Origin of the sequence: Arsukibacterium indicum (assembly GCF_019100565.1) — a bacterium.
Taxonomy (GTDB): Bacteria; Pseudomonadota; Gammaproteobacteria; order Enterobacterales; family Alteromonadaceae; genus Alishewanella; species Alishewanella indicum.
Genome location: NZ_JAHRID010000003.1, coordinates 108005 through 127634, shown reverse-complemented (window position 1 = coordinate 127634; position 19630 = coordinate 108005). Strand labels below are relative to the sequence as shown.

The 19630-nt window shown below is 49.7% G+C and carries 16 protein-coding genes and 1 tRNA gene; 8 read left to right on the top strand and 9 right to left on the bottom strand.

What is annotated here, in order from left to right:
* Positions 1-6: 6 nt before the first annotated feature.
* The gene (locus KQY15_RS07805; RefSeq protein WP_217668630.1) at positions 7-1083 is read right to left on the bottom strand and encodes a DUF2891 domain-containing protein; all 1077 of its coding nucleotides are present in this window, start codon (positions 1081-1083) and stop codon (positions 7-9) included.
* Between the two features lie 57 nt (positions 1084-1140).
* The gene (locus KQY15_RS07800; protein WP_308160233.1) at positions 1141-3522 is read right to left on the bottom strand and encodes a fatty acid cis/trans isomerase; all 2382 of its coding nucleotides are present in this window, start codon (positions 3520-3522) and stop codon (positions 1141-1143) included.
* Between the two features lie 165 nt (positions 3523-3687).
* On the opposite strand from KQY15_RS07800, the gene KQY15_RS07795 reads away from it, so the two are divergent.
* The 4 genes from KQY15_RS07795 (at position 3688) to KQY15_RS07780 (ending at position 8924) form a co-directional block, all read left to right on the top strand.
* Entirely contained in the window at positions 3688-4872 is a 1185-nt protein-coding gene (locus tag KQY15_RS07795; protein ID WP_217668629.1) for a phage tail sheath family protein, read from the top strand.
* A 131-nt stretch (positions 4873-5003) separates the two neighbouring features.
* On the top strand, positions 5004-6464 hold the full coding sequence (locus KQY15_RS07790) for an aminoacyl-histidine dipeptidase (RefSeq protein WP_217668628.1): 1461 nt from the start codon (positions 5004-5006) through the stop codon (positions 6462-6464).
* A 158-nt stretch (positions 6465-6622) separates the two neighbouring features.
* Positions 6623-7297: an alternative oxidase gene (locus KQY15_RS07785; RefSeq protein WP_217668627.1), complete on the top strand. Its 675-nt coding sequence runs from the start codon at positions 6623-6625 to the stop codon at positions 7295-7297.
* 100 nt (positions 7298-7397) lie between these two features.
* The gene (locus tag KQY15_RS07780) at positions 7398-8924 is read left to right on the top strand and encodes a sensor domain-containing diguanylate cyclase (protein WP_217668626.1); all 1527 of its coding nucleotides are present in this window, start codon (positions 7398-7400) and stop codon (positions 8922-8924) included.
* Here the strand turns inward: KQY15_RS07780 and KQY15_RS07775 are convergent.
* The 5 genes from KQY15_RS07775 to rpsU all read right to left on the bottom strand — a co-directional run bounded on the left by KQY15_RS07775 (position 8921) and on the right by rpsU (position 14522).
* Positions 8921-9586 (bottom strand): peptidoglycan recognition protein family protein, encoded by a 666-nt coding sequence (locus KQY15_RS07775; RefSeq protein ID WP_217668625.1) that lies wholly within the window; start codon positions 9584-9586, stop codon positions 8921-8923. The genes KQY15_RS07780 and KQY15_RS07775 overlap by 4 nt on opposite strands.
* Positions 9587-10072: 486 nt before the next feature.
* A tRNA-Ile gene (locus KQY15_RS07770) sits at positions 10073-10149 on the bottom strand.
* A gap of 326 nt (positions 10150-10475) precedes the next feature.
* A complete protein-coding gene (gene rpoD, locus KQY15_RS07765) occupies positions 10476-12317 on the bottom strand; it encodes an RNA polymerase sigma factor RpoD (RefSeq protein ID WP_217668624.1) in 1842 nt (613 codons plus the stop codon).
* An 86-nt stretch (positions 12318-12403) separates the two neighbouring features.
* A complete protein-coding gene (dnaG, locus tag KQY15_RS07760) occupies positions 12404-14161 on the bottom strand; it encodes a DNA primase (protein WP_217668623.1) in 1758 nt (585 codons plus the stop codon).
* Positions 14162-14306: 145 nt separating this feature from the next.
* Positions 14307-14522 (bottom strand): 30S ribosomal protein S21, encoded by a 216-nt coding sequence (gene rpsU, locus KQY15_RS07755; RefSeq protein ID WP_019675131.1) that lies wholly within the window; start codon positions 14520-14522, stop codon positions 14307-14309.
* 238 nt (positions 14523-14760) lie between these two features.
* On the opposite strand from rpsU, the gene tsaD reads away from it, so the two are divergent.
* Positions 14761-15774: a tRNA (adenosine(37)-N6)-threonylcarbamoyltransferase complex transferase subunit TsaD gene (tsaD, locus tag KQY15_RS07750; protein WP_217668622.1), complete on the top strand. Its 1014-nt coding sequence runs from the start codon at positions 14761-14763 to the stop codon at positions 15772-15774.
* Between the two features lie 167 nt (positions 15775-15941).
* Here tsaD and plsY read toward each other — a convergent pair whose 3' ends face one another.
* The gene (plsY, locus tag KQY15_RS07745) at positions 15942-16547 is read right to left on the bottom strand and encodes a glycerol-3-phosphate 1-O-acyltransferase PlsY (RefSeq protein ID WP_217668621.1); all 606 of its coding nucleotides are present in this window, start codon (positions 16545-16547) and stop codon (positions 15942-15944) included.
* A gap of 137 nt (positions 16548-16684) precedes the next feature.
* Here plsY and folB point away from each other — a divergent pair, with 137 nt between their 5' ends.
* From folB to KQY15_RS07730, 3 genes are read left to right on the top strand one after another with little or no spacing between them, the layout of a single operon-like run.
* Positions 16685-17065, top strand: coding sequence for a dihydroneopterin aldolase (folB, locus tag KQY15_RS07740; RefSeq protein WP_217668620.1), 381 nt, complete (start codon positions 16685-16687; stop codon positions 17063-17065).
* On the top strand, positions 17065-17562 hold the full coding sequence (gene folK / locus KQY15_RS07735) for a 2-amino-4-hydroxy-6-hydroxymethyldihydropteridine diphosphokinase (RefSeq protein WP_217668619.1): 498 nt from the start codon (positions 17065-17067) through the stop codon (positions 17560-17562). The genes folB and folK overlap by 1 nt, the downstream gene beginning before the upstream one ends.
* Entirely contained in the window at positions 17559-18365 is an 807-nt protein-coding gene (locus KQY15_RS07730) for an undecaprenyl-diphosphate phosphatase (RefSeq protein WP_217668618.1), read from the top strand. Before folK ends, KQY15_RS07730 begins: the two co-directional genes overlap by 4 nt.
* Before the next feature lie 4 nt (positions 18366-18369).
* Here the strand turns inward: KQY15_RS07730 and KQY15_RS07725 are convergent, their stop codons facing one another.
* Positions 18370-19611, bottom strand: coding sequence for a multifunctional CCA addition/repair protein (locus KQY15_RS07725; RefSeq protein ID WP_217668617.1), 1242 nt, complete (start codon positions 19609-19611; stop codon positions 18370-18372).
* Between the last annotated feature and the right edge of the window lie 19 nt (positions 19612-19630).

Below are 19630 nucleotides of genomic sequence, written 5' to 3'. Positions count from 1 at the left end.
CCTTTATTACTTAGTATTATTTAAGGCATGAATTGCAAAACTACCCAGCCAATGGCCGCCTTCGTAACTGTCGCCAATCAGGTTGGGGTAAGAATGCGCCATATGCTGATCAGCCACCTTGCGTAAGTGCTGGTATTGCGGATACTGGTTAGCCAGCGCATATAAATTCCAGGCCCGGCTAAAGTTTAAGCCATCCAGATGCACCAGCTTGCCATCGCTGCGATCACTTACTTTGCCCGGTGCTAACTGATAGTCAGGATTGGCCAGTTGCGGCATAAAGCCGTTTAACCAGGGCAAAAACTGCTCTGCCGGTAAAATACGCTGCATCAGGCCAATTTCTTCCAGACAGGGTGAAATAAAATCAAAGCCACTGGGTTCCCAGCTGATTGGGCAGTTTTTATCCTGCAGGTAATAGTCTCTGGCGCGCTGTTCAATAAGCTGTTGCAGTTGGCTATGGCCACGGTTGATGGCGTAGTCATAAGCGAAACCTAAACCAAAAGCGGTATTAGTGTGCTCGCCGACCCGGATGGGGTAAAGCAAACGTGGTAAAAAGCTGATATAACGCTCTACCAGCAAATCCGCCAGCGGTTGCAGGTTAGTGGCCAGCTCACTGGCTAATGGGTCCTGCAAGGCATGCAGCTCGTCGGATAGCTTCAGCAACCAGGCCCAGCCATAAGTGCGCTCAAACGAAGCATTAATATCTTTACTGAAAAAGGCCAGCTCCTGCGCTATTTTTTCCGCCGTCAGGTTGCGTTTCAGAATAGCTTTTACAGTTGCAGCTTGCTCCAGTTCTGGAAATTGCCGTAACAAGGTTACCATTGACCAGTAACCATGAACCGCACTGTGCCAGTCGAAACAGCCATAAAACACCGGATGCATGGCTATTGGTTCTTTAACATCCGCTGCGCTGGCCAGAGTTACCCCGGTTTTGTAAGGGTAGGGGGTTTCAACACAATGCAGCGGTAAAGTCACCAGCTTATTGGCTTCTGCCAGATTTAACGCCTGGCTGCCATTGCTGCTTTGGGCTGCTGCCAGGCTGAACGTGGCGAATGCCAGGCTGCTGATCAAAACCATTAGTTTCATTTTTTAACTCCGACAGCTTATTAGCTTAAGTGTTGATGACGCTTTCATCACCATGTTTTAGCGGTTTTCCAGCCGGTTGTAATCCAGCCAGCCGCCACTAACAGGGTTACGCTGCTGAAATAAGGCATTAATATTATCACTAAAGGTCCAGAAGTTTGGGTTAGTGCGCCGGACCCCGAACTCGTCAAGTAAACCGGCGTAATCTTGTTCATTACTTATTTGCTGAGCGGCCGCTACCAATTTACCGATATCAGTTTCCTGCAAATGCCAGAACGCATCGGGGTAGCTGCCCAGCAAACCATGCACTAAAGTCATATTATCGTTTGCCGGGTCACGGTTATCTTCTTCAGCAAACAAGCTGTTAACGTTGAAATGGGCGCTGTTGCGAATAAGGGTAAACAACTCTGGTGCACTGCCGTCAACCGGCTCTATCATGATCATGGTGACTTCCGGCAGCGTAGTAGCTGGCAAGCCGGTTAAACCAGCCAGCTGCTGCAGCAACTGCATGCTGCTGTCAGCTAGCTTACTGTTGCTAAGCTGGTGTTCAGCCGGCTGCACCTGCTCAAGATGTTGGCCAAACAGCTGATACAGCTCTGCTTTCTGGTTATCTGTGTTAAAGCTAATGCCGCTGGGCTGGTTAAAGGGGTTAATATCTTCATCCAGAAACCGGCTTAATTCCGGCGCTGAGTTTTGGTACCAGTCTGCCAGTTCAGTCCGGCGTTGTGCCGGTGGCAGAAAAGCCAGAAAGTTGGATTCTCCCTCCATCCGCAAAAAATCCATGTATAACCGGGTCATTAACTGGTGGCCAAAGTTGCCATGCACGTCAAAGCCTGCTACCAGCAAATAATGAATACGCTCCAGTAATACATAGTCAATTACCCAGGCCGTTTTTGGCGGTGCACCAATTAACCCCTTAATTACAGTGGCATTGTCAAAATGGCGAAAAACCGTCAGGCTGGCATTAAGGTTGGTGCCGTCACCGTCCCAGATTGTGGCAGGGGTAAGATAACGTTGCGGATCAACAGCATTTGCCAGAAATTGATTACGGGCCCGCAGAAAATTACCCTGGCGCTTAGCAAAATCCAGCCAGTGAGTAGGCAGAGTGGTGCTTTCATCCTCTGCTGGTAGTCTTAGGTTAGCCTGCTGGCTTTGGTAAAACTTCTCTAGCTGGACCGAGTTTAACATATCGGGATCGACAAAATAGACCCAGAAATGATCATTGATTACATTTAGTGCTACCTGGCCACGACACACCGGCCCTTTGATATAGCCCATAATGGTATGCTCAGCGCGCTCCAGCATAAAGCGGTAGCGGGCGTTAACCGGTAACTGGGCAAAGGCGGTAAGCGGGTTGGCGGCAATTTCAGGCTGATAACCAGGCAGCGACGTTACCTGATAATCGGCATTAACAAACCACTGCTGCCACTTTGCCAGCAGTTCGTCATTAATCGCATAGGGTTGATGAGTTTTATGCACAATGCTGGATACCACCGGCACCAATCTGTAATAAACCCGGTTAACCTTTGGGTCATCGAACGGCCGGCGGCTGGCGATAACGTTTACCGGTTGGCCGGGTGCGGTTGCCGAGCGCATCAGCTTATAAAATTGCGGTTGCTGGCCTGGTTCTGCCAGCGCGGGAAAATACAAATGCGAAGCAAACAAATGCTCATAAATATAGCGGGCGCTAAGTTGCATTTTCATCGTATCGGCATTTAAGAACTGCTCTAACTGAGCTACTGCTCTTAACGCTGTTTCGGGCAGGTTAACTGCTTCAGGCATGGCTGCGCCGCTGGCAAGCCAGTTAATCAGTGTCTGATGTTCATCTTCTGCCAGGCCGGGCAAACCATAAGGCATACCCGCTAATGGTTGTTTACTGGCATAGTTATCGAATTTTTCGATGGTTGTGCATTGCTGGGCACGGTTCAGGCTGAGATCAAAGCTGTCGTCCAGTCTTTTAGCAGATGGCAGCGGATGTTGTTGCTTTAACAATAACATTTGGGCCAGCAACGACCCTTTAATATTAGCCTCTGCAGTTTGCCTGCGTTCGTTTAAAACCGGGTGAAAACCACGCTTACGCCATTCAGCAGGCCCCGACGCATCAACAAATAATCGTTGCGGAGTGGCGGCGGTAACTCTGGCGCCATCATATACGGTTTGCGGATTTGCGCCCCGGCTGATACCTTCCGCTGAACTCATTTTCAGCTGACAGGGAGCATCATAACAAGCATGGCAAACAACACAGCGACGCTCAATAATAGGTTTTGCCAGTTCCTGATACAGCTCGGCCTGGGCTGCAGTTGCGTCTGATGATGCCGCTCTGTTGGTTGCTGACGCTTTGCCGTAGTTTAAATCCAGCTTGAAGGATGACAGAGCAACGAAGCCCAGGCAGCCAAACAGTAAAATGATGATGCTAAATTTCAGATAATGCGCTCTTAACACTGCTGCTACTCCGTGGTGCCAGTCGATTTTTATCAGGTAATACTACCGGCATCTGGCCATAATGGCGACTTAAAGTCGTCAACAAAAAGCAGGGTGTAACATTAGCAATAGTGTTTATTACTGACTATCTTTAGCGCTAAGCCTGCATTTCTGGAAAGCAAAACCATGCCAGATTACACCCGGCCCGGCGTTTACGTTAATGAAATACCGGCCAGTTCTCAACCTGTTACAGCAGTAGCTACCTGCACCGTTGTTTTTGTGGGTTGTGCTGCCAGTGGCCCGGTTAATCAACCGGTGCTTATCAGCAGTTTTACCGAGTATCAACGGCTGTTTCAACGCACTGCTGAAGCAGAACAGCATAGTCAACCCGACCCGATGACATTGGCGGTAATGGCTTTTTTTGGTAATGGCGGCAAAGACGCTTACATATGCCGGCTGGCCAGCAAGAATGACGAAAATGATGTTGCCGGACTAACGGTAAATGACTATAACCGGTTTTATCAGACTGTACTTGCAACCTTGCATGATTACAGCCTGTTACTGTTACCCGGCCAGCAGTGGCATAGCAACAAACATGCTCAAAGCAATGCTGTAATCAGCGCTACGCTGGCGTTTTGCCAGCAGCAACGTCAGTGCATGCTATTACTGGATCTGGCTGCTGATGTGCAACTTAGCAGCGCAGCCGGTGCATCAAGCCTGGGCTTACCCGCATCCAGCTTTGCCGCGCTGTATTATCCATGGGTAACCATCACCAACCCGCTGGCAAAAGGCACCCTGACAATACCACCGGCTGCCGTGGCTGCGGGTTTATACTGCCGTAACGACGCCCGCTATGGTGTCTGGAAAGCCCCTGCCGGGGTTAGCGCTAAATTAATCGGAATTACCGGGCTGGTATATCAGATTGATGACAACTTACAGCAGCAGCTTAACCCTATGGGTATTAACTGTATTCGCACCTTGCCGCGGGTAGGCACGGTAATCTGGGGCGCACGCACGCTTGCCAGCCAGGCCGATCCAGATTGGCGCTATATTTCGGTGCGGCGCACCGCCATTTTTATCGAGCAAAGCGTTTTGCAAAGCCTGCAATGGGCAGTGTTTGAGCCTAATGACCATTCGCTTTGGCAGGCGGTACGGCGCAATATCAGTAATTTTATGGTTACGTTGTTCCGGGCCGGCGCGTTTCAGGGCGCGTCCCCGCAGGAAGCATTTTTTGTGCGCTGCGGCCTGAACGAAACCATGACGCAGCAGGATATAACACAGCACCGGTTGATCATTGAGCTTGGATTTGCGCCGGTTAAACCGGCAGAATTTGTCGTGATCAGAATTACCTATCCACTCGGTTCGCCATAACCATTGGCAGCTCATCTTTACAATACTCTGGTACGGCACGGCCAGTGGCACCGTGCGCGCTCAACTCCGCCAGCGGCTTATGTTAAACTATCGAAAATTTTCAGATAGATAACCCTTTTCAGGAGTTTTTCGTGGCTGCATTAAGTGCGTTATATCCGCAACCGTTATGGCAATGGTTTGAACAAATTTGTGCTATTCCTCATCCGTCAAAGCATGAACAGGCATTAAGTAAGCATATTCAGGACTGGGCCGGCAACCTTGGTTTAAATGTGGTTGAAGATAAGGTAGGTAACCTGATTATTAAAAAGCCTGCTACACCAGGCATGGAAAACCGCAAGCCGGTTGTTATTCAGGCTCATTTAGATATGGTGCCACAGAAAAATGCCGATAAAGTTCATGATTTTACTAAAGATCCGATAGAAGCCTATGTTGATGGTGACTGGGTTACCGCCAATGGCACCACTCTGGGCGCAGACAACGGTATTGGTATGGCTTCGGCGCTGGCCATATTGGGCAGTAGCGAGATAAAGCATGGCCCGTTAGAAGTGCTGTTAACCATTGACGAAGAAGCAGGTATGACCGGTGCTTTTGGCCTGGAGCCTGGCATGCTGGAAGCGGAAATTCTAATTAATACCGATTCTGAGCAGGAAGGCGAAATTTATATGGGCTGTGCCGGTGGAGTGGATGCTGAATTCAGCGTCCCGGTTAGCTGGCAGAGCGTTGCTGCGGACAGCAAAGCGGTAACCCTGAGTTTAAGCGGGCTGAAAGGCGGCCACTCGGGTGTAAATATTCATTTAGGCCGCGGTAATGCCAATAAATTGCTGGCCAGGTTTTTAGTGGCTGAGGCACAGGAGCTGCAATTGCAACTCAGTGAATTAGCCGGCGGTTCATTACGGAACGCTATTCCGCGCGAAGCAGCGGTAACCCTTTGTTTGCCGGCCAGTAAAGTTGATTTACTGCAACAAAAGATCAAAGTTTTTGAGCAATTAGCCCAAACAGAGCTGGCAGCAGTAGAGCCCGCCATTAAATTCAGCCTGCGTGAAGCCACTCTGCCAGAGCAGGTAATGACAGCTGTCAGCCAGCAAGCGCTGTTAAACCTGCTGCACGCCTGCCCGAATGGGGTAATGCGAATGAGCGACGATGTGCCTGGAGTTACCGAAACCTCATTGAATATGGGGGTTATCAGTACCAATGAAAATCAGGTGCAGGTACTTTGCTTAATACGCTCGTTAATTGACTCAGGCCGCGAGCATGTCGAAACCATGCTGGCTTCACTGGCACAGCTGGCCGGGGCAGAAGTCACCTTCAGTGGTGCTTACCCGGGCTGGAAGCCTGATCCGGATTCAGCTGTAATGAAAATCGTCAACGATACCTATCAGGATATTTACCACAAACAACCGGTTATCATGGTTATTCATGCCGGATTGGAGTGCGGCCTGTTTAAAAAGCCGTATCCGGAGATGGATATGGTATCAATTGGCCCGACTATCCGTTACCCGCATGGCCCGGATGAAATGGTCAACATTGAAACCGTCGGCCAGTACTGGCAATTACTGCTGGCAGTACTGGAGCGGATCCCGCCCAAAAACTAATTTTGCCAGCATGCTGTTGTTTAAAAACAACGTGTAACAGTGCAATACACTGGTCATTTACCAGGCGGTAGATGACCAGGCTCAGCCTGAGTTAAGTTTAGTTAAGCCATGCTTTGGGCTACTCTGTTTACTTATTTTGAATATCAGGGGAGCAACAGATGTCAACGCCGGTCGATACTACTGATAAAAACGGAACCAACAATAATAGTAACAACAGCACAGATGATCCCTTAGATTCGCATCACACGCCCGCCAATATTTCCGATCGCATTGCTTTTCGCCTGACCAAAATGCTGCGTTTTTGCGCCGATACCTTTTTTGCCAAGCGTTATGGCCATCGCGCTGTTATTCTGGAAACGGTTGCCGGGGTACCCGGTATGGTAGCCGGCATGCTGCGCCATATGCGCAGTTTACGCCGGATGGAAGACGATCACGGTTGGATCCGCACCCTTTTAGATGAAGCCGAAAATGAGCGGATGCATCTGATGACCTTTATCGAAATTGCCCAACCAAACTGGTTTGAACGTTTTCTCATCCTGATGGCCCAGGGTATCTTTTTCAGCTTTTTTTTACTGCTGTATATTATTTCGGCCAAAACTGCCCACCGGTTGGTTGGCTATTTTGAGGAAGAGGCCGTGTACAGTTACAGCTGTTACCTGCAGGAAGTAGATAGTGGCGCTATCGACAATATTGCCGCCCCCCAGGTGGCAATTGAGTACTGGGATCTGGCCGCTGATGCCCGGCTACGGGATGTGATTATTGCCGTAAGAGCAGATGAAGCAGGGCATCGCGATGTTAATCACGATTTTGCTAACCAACTGGCAGGGCAGTAAAGATGTAAATAGCATTAGCGTTGCTGTTTTAGTTAATTGCAACTACTCTTAGCTAAGATGCTGTTAAATATACGTAATTTCCTATTATGGTGAATATGGGATGGATAAACAACTTGAGCAGCTGGCCCAGTTTGTCGCTACTGCTGACTCCGTTGAAGGCTTAACCAGGCCGTTACTGGCCTTACTGCAAAGGATAACCGGCCTTGAGTCAACCTACCTTACTGCCATTGATGAAACGGCCGGGGTGCAACATATTCTGATTGCCCATAATGCCGGTGTATTGCAGTTACCCGAAAGCCTTACTGTGCCCTGGCAGGATACCCTTTGTAAACGAGCGCTGGAAAGTAAGCAATTTGTCACCGAAGATGTCGCCGCTTGCTGGGGCGATTCTGATGCCGCCCGTGAACTGGGATTAAAAAGCTACATCAGTGTGCCGGTAATGAACCAGGACGGCAGCGTGTTTGGTACCTTATGTGGTGCCAGCTCCCACAATGTTGAGCTGAGCACGATGTCTCATTTACCTGAGCTGTTGCAGCTTTGCGCTGATTTAATTGCGCATCAGCTTAACAGAGAAAGTCAGGCAAAGCTGGCTGCTGAGCGTGCGGCCGAAGCGGAGCTGCAATTAAACCGGGTAAGTCTTTTTGCTAAGATCAGTGAGCTGTGTATGGCAGGCCAGTCACTAAGTTTAGCCATTGGCCAGACTGCAGAATATATGCTGGAAAGTGGCTTCTGTAGCCGGGCTGTCGCCTTTGATTTGATTAACGATGAGCTGGTTGCGGTTAATTCGCAAGACGAGCCCTGGAATATCATAGTGCAGGCGCTGCGTAACGAACTAAGCGTTGAAACCCGCCGTCGTACTATTATTCCGCTTACAATACCAGAGGGCATTCAGCAACAATTCGGTGGCTTTTTGCAAGCTGGCCACGATACGCTTTTGATAAAAATATTTGCAGAAGATACGCCGGTAGCCCTGATGTTTGTCCAGATTGCGCCTTCTTCGGCAGTGCAGGCTGAAAACCGGGCGCTATTGTCAGCAATCAGTAACTCACTGTCGTTGCTGGCCAGCCGGCTGGCTGATCACAATGCGCTAACTATACTGAATCAGCAGTTAGAGTATCAGGCGCAACACGATACCCTGACAGCATTACCTAATCGTCGCTATTTGTTTGATGAACTGGCCCGACAGTTATCCCGTGCCACCCGGCAGCAGCTTAGTTTCTATATACTTTTTATTGACTTAGATGGTTTTAAACTTATCAATGATAGCTATGGTCATGAAACCGGCGATGAGTTTTTACGTCAATTTGCTAAGCGTATCCGCAAAGCGATGCGCAGCGGCGACTTTGCAGCCCGCCATGGCGGGGATGAATTTGTTATGTTGTGTCAGTATTCAGCGGGCAGCCCAGCGGAGTTACAGGCAGAGCAGTTGGTTAAACGCATTCGCGCCGCCACCAGTGGTACTTTTGAGTTAGCCGGTGTAACCCTTGACTATAATGGCCCCAGCCTTGGCGTGCTGCAGTGGCGACCGGGTGATATCACCGATGGCGATCAACTGCTTAGCCAGGCTGATGCCGCCATGTACCAGGACAAGCAACAGCGGCGCAAACTGCGCCAAACTAAGAGCTAGGGTAGTGGTTTAAGTGACAAACCTTTTAGTTGACTGCGTAACCTGTTCATAAACGGAATGTCCGGGTCATTCTTTTCTGTAAAATAGTTGGCATCAGTCTCTTTCCACCACTTGGTATCCCGAAACCGGTGGTATTCACTGTGGCCCAGCACATATTCTATCGGGTACTTACCGGCCAGGTACCGGATAAGCCGGGTATTGGCGTCAAGCTGTGCTTCAGTCATCGGTAAGCTATCGCCATCTGCCACATTTTCAATACCAATGGCAGTGTAATTTAAGCCTATGGTATGGCGCGCCATAATCGTTTCCGGCATTAACTGGTAAATCGTGCCATCGCGGTCAATCACAAACTGGCTGGACACATTTAAATCGCCACCAGACCGAATCCCATCACGTGCTGCCGGCAGCTCTGGCGGGTTAAATACCTCGAAGGTTTTTTCAAAAGTCGGAATAACGGTCCAGTGCACCACCACCATCCGCGGTTTAATGGTAGGCTCATCCTGCACCATGTTATAGCGCTCCTGCATATACTGCAGGGTCAGCGCTTTGCGCTTGGCATCAAAAACAATCGGCTTTTGAATAATAACCAAGTCATCGGACATGGTTTCAGCGGCATACAAGGAGGATACTAAACCCAACATACATAGCAGCAGTTTTTTCATGGCTATTCCAGACAGCAAAAATTGTCATACTGGTTTTATAGCATAAATCACGAAATTAATGGTAAAGGATAGTGTTGGGAATGGAGGATGGCACTTTTTTTGAAATGGTGGCCCCAGCTGGGTGAAACGAGCGCAGTAACAAAGCATTGCTTTGTGCGAGCTGAACGCGCAGCAGCTTTAGCTGCAAGAGGGAATAGTCTGCTGTGGGGTATCATGAAAGCGTGGCTTGAAATGGTGGCCCCAGCTGGGTGAAACGAGCGCAGTAACAAAGCATTGCTTTGTGCGAGCTGAACGCGCAGCAGCTTTAGCTGCAAGAGGGAATAGTCTGCTGTGGGGTATCATGAAAGCGTGGCTTGAAATGGTGGCCCCAGCTGGGTGAAACGAGCGCAGTAACAAAGCATTGCTTTGTGCGAGCTGAACGCGCAGCAGCTTTAGCTGCAAGAGGGAATAGTCCGCTGTGGGGTATCATGAAAGCGTAGCTTGAAATGGTGGCCCCAGCTGGACTCGAACCAGCGACCGATCGATTATGAGTCGAGCGCTCTAACCAACTGAGCTATGGGGCCACGTTAAACTTTTTATTGAGGTGCCAGGGTACATCCTGTAGCCTCATTCCGGCTCGACCGTCCACGGTCTCGCCTTCGTGTCTTTCGGCGTGACGTTAAGTCACCCCTCATCGCCTTATGGCGACCGCCCCTCAGCCAACTGAGCTATGGGGCCACGTTAAACTTTCTGTATTAAAGCGGCGTGCAGTATAAAAACTTTTAGCTGCTTTGTCATCCGGCTTGTTAGGCTAAGTGCGGTTAATTGCTGCTTTTTTAGGCTTTAAGCCGATATAAATAGTAAAGGCGCCATTTGGCGCCTTTATCTGGATAGCTGATGCAGCCGGTACTTACTCGTCCAGGAAGCTTTTTAATACTTCTGAACGGGAAGGGTGGCGCAACTTACGCAGTGCCTTGGCTTCAATCTGCCGGATCCGCTCACGGGTTACGTCAAATTGCTTACCCACTTCTTCCAGCGTGTGGTCGGTATTCATATCGATACCAAAGCGCATCCGCAGTACTTTGGCTTCGCGGGCGGTTAAACCAGCCAGCACTTCGTTGGTCGCGTTTTTCAGGCTTTCCATAGTGGCAGAGTCGAGCGGTGATTCACCGCCGGCATCTTCAATAAAGTCACCCAGATGTGAATCTTCATCATCGCCAATCGGCGTTTCCATGGAGATCGGCTCTTTGGCTATTTTTAACACCTTACGAATTTTGTCTTCCGGCATTTGCATCCGCTCTGACAATTCTTCCGGTGTTGGCTCGCGCCCCATTTCCTGCAGCATCTGGCGGGAAATCCGGTTCAGCTTGTTAATGGTTTCAATCATATGCACCGGAATACGAATAGTCCGGGCCTGGTCAGCGATAGACCGGGTAATCGCCTGGCGGATCCACCAGGTGGCATAGGTTGAAAACTTATAACCGCGACGGTATTCGAATTTATCTACCGCTTTCATCAGGCCGATATTGCCTTCCTGAATTAAATCAAGGAACTGCAAGCCGCGGTTGGTGTACTTTTTGGCTATAGAGATAACCAGTCGTAAGTTAGCCTCGACCATTTCTTTCTTGGCGCGACGAGCTTTGGCTTCACCAATCGACATCCGGCGGTTAATATCTTTGATTTTAAAGATACTTAAGCCGGTTTCTTCTTCTACTTTCTTCAGCTTTTCAACGCTGCGAACCAAATCTTCGCGCATTTCTTCCAGCCGAACTGAATAGCCTTTGCCGGCTTTTATTTCTGCATCAATCCAGGCTGTAGAATTTTCATGGCCAGTAAATGCTTTAACGAAGGTTTTCTTCGGCATTTTTGCGTATTCAACGCAATGCTTCATTAACAGCCGTTCCTGGATCCGTACCCGGTCCATCATTTCCCGCATGTTTTTAACCAGGCGGTCGAATTGTTTAGGCACTAACCGGAAGCAGCGGAATACTTCGCTTAATTTTTCAATTTCGGCTTTGGTAGTGGCATGCTCGCGGCCATTTTTTTCAATAGAGTTACGGGTTACTTCGTATTGATCACGCAGTTCGCCAAATTTAATCCGGGCTTCTTCCGGATCCGGCCCCGTGTCGGCGTCAGCATCATCATCGCTGTCGTCGTCATCGTCATCGTCGTTATCGTCATCCTGCTTATCGGCCGGCACTTCAGACCCAATGTGGCTGGCAATAACCGGTGCTTCATCAATTTCGTTCGGGTCAATAAAGGCTGAAACAATGTCGCTTAGCCGGATTTCTTCGGCTTCAAATTTATCCCATTGCTCCAGCAGATAAGTAATTGCCTCCGGGTATTCGGCTACTGAGGTTTGTACCTGATTGATGCCGTCTTCAATCCGTTTAGCAATGTCAATTTCGCCTTCGCGGGTTAACAGCTCAACGGTACCCATTTCCCGCATGTACATTCTAACCGGATCGGTTGTGCGGCCAAGTTCTTTGTCGACACTGACCAGCGCCTGAGCAGCTTCTTCAGCAGCGTCTTCATCTGTGGAGGCGTCAGACATTATCAAATCATCGGCATCCGGGGCGTTCTCAAACACCTGGATACCCATGTCATTGATCATTCGAATAATATCTTCGATTTGATCAGAGTCGATGATGTCTTGTGGAAGGTGATCGTTAACTTCGGCAAAAGTAAGATACCCTTGCTCTTTACCCTTAATGATCAGGAGTTTTAACTGCGACTGAGGACTTTGCTCCATAGAGACTTATCTTCCACCAATGTTGATTAATGTAAAAATGCGAACTAGCGATTATAACAAACCGAAGCTTTTCTAGCCAGTCGGAGTTAGCTCACAGGTCGCGGTTTTTTGCTTTTCAGTGCTTTTAGCAACAGCACATATTCATGTTGTTCGGCCTGGGTCAGCTGTTTTAGTTTATCTTTTCTCTCCAGAGCTTCCAGTCGTTGTTGCAGGTATTGATCTTCAATAGAGTGAAACGTGTCCAGAAATTCGGCTGACAATTGTTCAGGTTCTATCTGGTGTTGCCAGGTTGCCAGCTTTAACAGGATGGCATGCTCTGGCAGATCCCGCCAGTATTCCAGCAGTTGCGCCGTGGTAAGCCCCGGCTTATCGAGTAAATGTTGCTGTACGGCCAGTAATAAACTGATACCTGGTATGTCGGCACTGGCCAGTTCTGGAGCATAGGGCATAACATTAACCAGTTCCGGAGTTTGCAGCAGCAATGCTATGGCCCGGCGCATAGGGGTCATTTTAATACCCGTCGGTACCGGCCTGACCTGCTGCCTGTTAGGTGCCGGTTTCAGCCTTTCGCTGGTTCTGCCCAGTAAATTGTCCAGTTTCTGTTGCAGCGTCTCCTGATAAAAAGTACTGGGGATTTGCTTAATCAGTTCACTGCCTCTGGCCATTAATGCCGACTTGCCGCCATCGGTATTGGCATCAAACTCCTGTAGTAAATGTTCAAACAAATACTGGCTTAATGGCAGTGCTTGCTCCAACCTTGCCATAAAGGCGGCTTTGCCTTCTTTTTGTACTAGTGAATCCGGGTCTTCGCCATCAGGCAAAAACACAAAGTTTAACTCAACGCCATCTTTTAGTTGTGGCAAGGCATTTTGCAATGCGCGCCAGGCAGCGTCGCGACCAGCGCGGTCACCGTCGTAACAGCAAATAACCTTTGGACTGTATCGAAACAACGTATGCATTTGATCAGAGGTGGTGGCGGTGCCAAGGCAAGCGACAGCAAAGCGAATATCATGCTCGGCCAGCGCTACCACATCCATATAGCCTTCAACCACCAGCAGCTGCTTTAAATGGCCTGGTTGCTGCCGCACCTGATACAGGCCGTATAGTTCGCGACCTTTATGAAACAGCCGGGTTTCCGGTGAATTCAGGTATTTTGGCTGGCCATCATTTAAAATGCGGCCGCCAAAGGCGATAACCCGGCCGCGTTTATCATGAATAGGAAACATCAGCCGGTCGCGGAAAAAATCGTATTCACGACCATTGTCATTGCGGTTAACCAGTTTCAGTTCAACCAGCTGCTCACGTACCGCTTTTGGTTTGCCGCCGCTTAATTGCTTTAGTACCCCGTCCCAACCATCGGGGGCGTAGCCCAGTTGAAAGTCGTTGATGGTTTTTTCAGATAAACCACGCTTTTGCAGATACTGTTGTACCGCGGGGCCATTGGCATGTTGCTGTAATTGTTGCTGATAATAGTCGGCGGCTTGTTGCATTAAACTGTAGTCGTCAGCCTGAGCGGCTGGCCGGGCCGGGCCTTTGCCTTGTTCGCGCGGTACGTCCATGTGCAGCTGTTTCGCCAGCTCTTCAATGGCTTCAACAAACTCCAGTTGCTCAAACTCCATCATAAAACTGATGGCATTGCCGTGGGCACCACAACCGAAGCAGTGGTAAAACTGTTTGTCGGGGCTGACGGTAAACGACGGGCTTTTTTCGCTATGGAAAGGACAACAGGCAGCGTAGTTTTTACTACCTGCTTTTTTAAGTGGTACGCGTTGGTCTATCAGTTCAACAATATCTGTTCTGGCGAGCAGATCATCAATAAACTGACGGGGTATTTGTCCTGCCACTGATGTCCTTTATATGGTTTCCAGAAAAAGACAAACCGTGCTCAAAGAACACGGTGTGCAGATATCGGCCTGACGCCTGATTGCGAACCTGCTGGCTAGAACCGCTATGGTGCGGCTTGGCAGGTTTACGCCGGTTGGCTGTAACTTAGTACAGGCGGATCCGACGTGCATTCTCGCGAGAAAGCTTTTTAGCGTGGCGTTTTACCGCTGCTGCTTTCTTGCGCTTACGAACCCAGGTAGGCTTCTCGTAAAATTCTTTCGCGCGTACATCAGCTAATACGCCAGCTTTTTCACAAGAGCGCTTAAAACGACGTAATGCTACGTCAAAGGGTTCGTTCTCTTTTACTTTAACAACAGGCATTAAATTCTCACCTCGGTCAAACTTGGTTATCAGTAACCAATTACGATTAAAAATGGTGCGGCATTTTACGCAAAAACCCCCGTGCTTGTAAAGCGAATAAGTGATCTTAAATCAGATCTTCTGGCTCTGACAGGGTGAAGTCGTTACAATGCGCGCGTTAAAGGCCGGCAAGTGTACCTGAAGTTTCCGGCCAGATCCTACTATTTGCTGATTATTTAACACGATTTTTGGGAAGCCGATGCGCGTATTAGGTATAGAAACATCTTGTGATGAAACCGCTATTGCAATCTATGATGGCGAAAAAGGTTTATTAAGCCATGTTTTGTACAGTCAAATTCCGCTGCATGCCGATTACGGCGGTGTGGTGCCTGAGCTGGCTTCGCGCGATCATGTCAAGAAAACGTTGCCGTTAATAAAACAGGCAATTGAGCAGGCCGGCCTTAACGCCAGTGATATTGACGGCGTAGCCTACACGGCAGGCCCTGGTTTAGCCGGTGCTTTGCTGGTAGGTGCCACTATTGGCCGCAGCCTGGCTTATGCCTGGCAAAAGCCGGCATTGGCGGTACATCATATGGAAGGCCATTTGCTGGCGCCGATGCTGGAGGATAACCCGCCGGCTTTTCCGTTTTTAGCGCTGTTAGTTTCTGGCGGGCATACCCAGCTGGTGGGGGTAGAGGGCATTGGTCGGTACCAGTTACTGGGTGAATCGATAGATGATGCTGCCGGTGAGGCATTTGATAAAACGGCCAAACTAATGGGACTATCCTACCCCGGTGGCCCATTGCTGGCGAAGCTGGCGCTTAGCGGTGACAGCAAAAAATATAAGTTTCCACGGCCGATGACAGATCGTCCCGGGCTCGATTTCAGTTTTAGTGGCCTGAAAACCTCGGCTGCCAATGTTATTGCCAAAGAGGGCAGCACTGAACAGGTACAGGCCGATATTGCCGCTTCATTTCAGCAGGCTGTGGTGGATACCTTAGTGATTAAATGTGAGCGGGCGCTTGAGCAAACCGGTTATCAGCGGCTGGTGATTGCTGGTGGGGTAAGTGCGAACCTGTCGTTGCGCGAGCAACTGGCGGTGCTGTTAAAGCAGCGCGGTGGTGAGGTATATTATCCGCGCAAAGAGTTCTGTACCGACAATGGCGCCATGATTGCTTATGCCGGCTATCAGCGTTTACAGGCCGGTCAGCAGCAAGACCTGACCATAGGCGTAACCCCACGCTGGCCCATGCAGGAGTTAGCGCCGGTTTAGTTTACACAGAGAAATAACGACGACAGTAGGTGTTGGCTGCGGTTGCAACTCCCGCTTTGGCTCGCCACAGCAACTCGCTCGCGCTGGCGCACTCACTCAGACACTCTGTGGCGCCCAAATCGGGATTCCAACCTTGCTTTAATAGGTTTGTGCAGGACGACTTAAAATTACTCGCGAATGCGTTTGGACTTATCCCACACTTTACTTTCTTTGCCCTGATACAGCCGGACAATATTCTGGCGGTGGCGGGCAATAATCAGAATGCTTAGCATAATGACCGGCACGGTATATAAAGGTTTTATCCACCAGGTAAATAGCGGTGCCAGCGCCACGGTAATAATGGCAGCTAACGAAGAGTAACCAGTTACTGCCACCAGTAATACCCAGCTGGCGATTAACAGCCCGGCTAAATCCAGGCCAATTGGCATCATGGCACCAAAAGCGGTGGCAACCGCTTTACCGCCTTTAAAACCAAAAAACACCGGATAAATGTGGCCTAAGCAGGCACAAATGGCTATGGCGCCAAGCCAAAGCGGTTCAATTTGCAGAAAGTAAGAGCCCCAAACCGGAATAGTGCCTTTTAAAATATCAAATAGTAACACCAGTACCGCCGGCAGAGGGCCACCGAGACGTAATACATTGGTGGCACCGGGATTGCCTGAACCATGAAAACGCGGGTCGGGCAGACGAAACAGCTGGCATACCAGCACTGCTGATGACACCGAGCCCAGTAAATAGGCGGCAAACATCATAATAACAATCAGCAGGGTCATTTCGACGGTTCCTCAGCACCAGTTTTTGCGATAAGATTGCGGCTCGCTACACGGCAGCAGGATAAGGGCTTGGTAACATTTTACCTATCCGACCAGCCTACCTTAAACGAAAAATAACGCAATCCGGATTTAACTGAATGGACATAGTTTTTATAAAACAGCTACAAGTCGATACCATTATCGGGGTGTATGACTGGGAGAAATCCATTCAGCAGCGTTTGCTGCTTGATCTGGCGCTGACTGCTGATCAACGCAATGCTGCCGCCAGAGACGATATTAGCCTTACCCTTGATTACGCTGTTATTGCCGAAAAAGTCACGGCGTTGATTACTGCCGAGCCAATTGAACTGATAGAAACCGTCGCTGAAAAAGTCGCGAACATGTTGCTGACAGAATTTGCCACCAGCAAAGTGGAAGTAACGGTAAGTAAGCCCGGCGCTGTTGCACAGGCGCAAACGGTAGGCGTGCATATTGTAAGAACCGCCCCGCTGGCAACACCGCCGAAGGACTATGCCTGATGGCCCGCATTTTTATCAGTATTGGCAGTAACACTGAGCGCGATCATTATATTCGGGCCGGCGTATTATCGCTTAAACAGTATTTTGGTGAAGTTCAGCTTTCTTCGGTGTATGAAAGCGAGGCTGTCGGCTTTAATGGTGATGCGTTTTATAATCTGGTTGCCGCTGCAGACACCGACCTGACCATTGCTGATTGCGTGCAGGTGTTAAAACAAATTGAAGACAGCCATGGCCGTATCCGCGGCGCGGAAAAATTCTGTGGCCGGACCCTGGATTTGGACCTGCTTACTTACGATCAGGTGGTGTGTCAGCAACCCATTATGCTGCCACGCGGCGAAATTACCGAAAATGCATTTGTATTGTGGCCGATGGCCGAACTGGCGCCCGACGCCATTCATCCTCTGACATCGCAGCGATACGCTGAAATGTGGCAAGCTTACCCCAAAACCAAACAAAAAATCTGGCCGGTGCCGTTTAACTGGAGCAAATGTAATTGAGTACAGTGGAAGTTATTATTTTAGCCATTCTGCAGGGCTTAACTGAGTTTCTGCCTATTTCGTCTTCAGCGCATCTTATTTTACCATCCGCTATTTTAGGCTGGCAGGATCAGGGGATTGCCTTTGATGTGGCGGTGCATGTTGGCACGTTGTTGGCGGTAATGTTGTATTTCCGGCAGGATATCGGCCGCTTAATCGTCGGCTGGCTGCAAAGCCTGGGCGGCCGACACAGTGCCGACAGTAAACTGGCCTGGTGGGTTATTCTGGCAACAATCCCGGCAGGTCTGGCCGGCTTGGTGGCGGCCGATTACATTGAAACCTACCTGCGCTCACCCTGGGTGCTGGCAGCAACCACTATAATCTTTGGCCTTGCGTTGTGGTGGGCCGATGCGACAGCCAAACAGCAGCAGAATATGGAGCAACTTACCTGGCGCCAGGCGCTGTTTATTGGTGTGGCCCAGGCCATCTCACTAATACCAGGTACCTCACGTTCGGGTATAACCATGACCGCAGCAATGCTGCTGGGGCTTGATAAAGTCAGTGCGGCCCGTTTTTCTTTTTTGTTGTCGATCCCGATCATTATGCTCAGCGGCGGTTATCAGGCCAGTAAGCTGTTATCCGAGCCTGAGCGTTTTGATATCGCTGGTATTGCTCTTGGTATGGGCCTGGCTTTTATCAGCGCGTTAGTGTGTATTCATTTCTTTTTAAAAATTATTAGCCGGATGGGCATGCTGCCTTTTGTTATTTACCGGCTGTTGCTGGGCGTTGGGCTGATTATTTTTTTAAGCTGGTATGCGGTTTAAGCAGTTACTCGGTTTGAGTATCTGACCAGGCTCGTTTAGCGGTGCTAATTGCGGCTAAGCGGGCCCGTTGTAATTCAGCGCCTATTGCCTCACCTTGCAGACCGCTGGCGACAATGTCGCGCACATTTATAGCTTTTGCTGCCTCTGCCAAATGCTGCAGATAGGCTGCCTGCGGATATGCAGCCTGCTCAAAGCCGGTGCGACCGCGCAGGTCTGCTGTGCAGCAGAGCAAAATGTCGGCTAGTCGCTGTGGTTTACGCCAGATATCAATGCCATTAAACAGCTTTAATACGGTAGCCGGTTTTAATTCGCGGGCTTTATGTACCAGTTGATGATATTCACAGACTAGCAACGCCAATTCTTTACAATCGTTTGGTACCCGCAGCCGCTGACACAACTGCTCAATTAACGGCAGGCCGGAATATTCGTGACCATGATGCGCCGGCAACACTTCTGGTGGCGTCACACCTTTGCCTAAATCATGTACCAGCGATGCAAAGCGAATAGTTAACTTGTCTGATAGCGCAGCTGCCTGCTCCAGCACTAGCAACGTATGTAGCCCGGTGTCAATTTCCGGATGCCATTTCTGTGGTTGTGGTACGCCCCATAATGCCGCCAGCTCAGGCATCAGGGTTGTCAGTGCGTCACAATTATAAAGCAACTGAAAATAAGCCGCCGGACTTTTGCTGCCAAGCGCTTTGGCGGTTTCCTGCCACACCCGCTCCGGACTTAAGGTGGTCAGCTCGCCGCTACTACTTAGCTGGCGCATCAATGCCAGTGTCTCGCTCGCTACACTAAAACCCAGATGGGCATAGCGGGCATAAAAACGGGCAACCCGCAGCACGCGCAACGGGTCTTCGGCAAAGGCATCGGAGACATGGCGCAGAATTTTCTGCTCGATATCGGCCTGGCCGCCATAAGGGTCAATTAAATTACCTTCGCTGTCTCTGGCAATGGCGTTAATAGTCAAATCGCGACGCTGTAAATCCTGCTCCAGGGTAACATCGGGTGCGGCGTACACCCTAAAGCCGGTGTAGCCTTTACCGTTTTTGCGCTCGGTGCGGGCCAGCGCGTGTTCTTCTTTGGTTATCGGATGCAAAAAAACCGGGAAGTCTTTACCCACCTGCTGATAACCCGCAGCCAGCATTTGTTCGGGGGTGGCACCAACGACTACCCAGTCCCGCTCATGAAAAGGATAGCCCAGCAGCTGATCCCGCACTGCACCACCGACAAGATATATCTGCACATGCTTTCCTGATTGCTTA